Origin of the sequence: uncultured Campylobacter sp. (genome assembly GCF_937949835.1) — a bacterium.
Lineage (GTDB): Bacteria > Campylobacterota > Campylobacteria > Campylobacterales > Campylobacteraceae > Campylobacter_B.
This window is the reverse complement of sequence record NZ_CALEDC010000522.1, coordinates 1-1,422: the sequence shown is the minus strand read 5'-3', so window position 1 is coordinate 1,422 and position 1,422 is coordinate 1. Positions and strand designations below refer to the sequence as shown.

The following is a 1,422-nucleotide window of genomic DNA, read 5'->3' as shown; positions in this document are numbered from 1 at the left end:
AAAATTTTTACTAGCAAAATTCTGCGTAAAATCACAAAATTCTGCCCTACGAAAGCATCTGAAATCCCCCACGACAAAATCAAAATTTATATAAAAATTTATCTGGATTTTATACTGATCAGCTATAATTCCGCTATTCTAATCCCGCATATTTTGCGGAATTTTCAAGGAGAAAAAATGCTTAAACTTCACTCAATCCTTCTTGGTACAGTGCTTTGCGCTGGCCCGGCTTTTGCAGATCGCACGATTACCGATCAGCTCGGTCGCAAGGTCACAATCCCGGATCAAGTAAATCGTATCGTCGTGCTACACCACGAAGCGCTCAATGTCTTAAACGAAATCAACGCCCAAGATAAGGTCGTAGGCATCCTAAAAAGCTGGGAGCAACGCCTAGGCAAAGAGTATAATCGTTTGGCGCCGAGTTTTAAAAACCTACCTAATCCAGGCGATATCAAAGATGTCAATTACGAAGCTCTGCTTAGTCTAAAGCCTGATGCGGTCGTAGTGGTAAACTACTTCCCCAAAGAATATATCGCTAAAATGGAGGAGTTAAAAATCCCAGTCGTAGGCATTTCGTTTTTTAGCTCTGCACAAGAGGAAAAAGCTAAGCTAAATCCGACCTTTAAAGATGAGCGCGATAGCTTCGCTGCTTACGATGAGGGCTTTTACGAGGGGGTTAAAATTCTAGGCGAACTAAGCAATCACGAAAAGGATGCCGCTGAACTAATAGATTTCGTTAAAAAATCGCAAGCTGATTTAAATGCCAAATTTAGCAATTTTATCGTAGATAAAAGACCTAGAGTTTATATGGCAAATCCCGATCTTACGACCTACGGTAGCGGCAAATATACTGGCGTAATGTTAGCAAGAGCGGGTGCGACGAACGTTGCCGCTGCAGATATAAAGGGCTACAAGCAGGTTTCGCCGGAGCAAATTTTAGCATGGAATCCGCAGATTATCTTAGTGCAAAACCGCTATCCTCAAGTACCTGCCGAACTTAAGGCAAACCCTGCGCTAAAAGGTCTTAGCGCCGTGAAAGAGGATAGAATTTATCTAATGCCCGAATTCGTTAAAGCATGGGGTCATCCGACTGCCGAAGCGATGGCGCTTGGTGAGGAATGGCTTGCGATGAAACTCTATCCGCAAAATTTTAAGGACGCAAACTTTGATAAAAAAGTAGAGGAATTCTACGAGAAATTTTACCGCGTCAAATATCAAAAATAATGCCACCTGATTTATATAAAAACGAACATCGGACGATAAAAACAATTACCGTAACAGCGATTTTTGCAAAATAATATATACCTTTTAAGAGGACAAGAATTTGACTATTATATGCAATTTGCGAGCATTAAAATGATATAAACCTTACCAAATTAATGCTCGCAAAGCTTGATTAATAACATAATAACCTATGAGCTA

1 protein-coding gene is annotated in these 1,422 nt (G+C 40.4%); it reads left to right on the top strand.

The genetic code is table 11. From position 1 onward, the window contains the following. The first annotated feature begins 177 nt into the window (after positions 1–177). Positions 178–1,224 (top strand): ABC transporter substrate-binding protein, encoded by a 1,047-nt coding sequence (locus Q0256_RS11510; RefSeq protein WP_297947917.1) that lies wholly within the window; start codon positions 178–180, stop codon positions 1,222–1,224. Positions 1,225–1,422 lie beyond the last annotated feature (198 nt).

Bases quoted from the DNA above. Each gene is read 5' to 3' on its own strand.
- Q0256_RS11510 (WP_297947917.1), top strand. From the start codon at position 178: ATGCTTAAACTTCACTCAATCCTTCTTGGTACAGTGCTTTGCGCTGGC.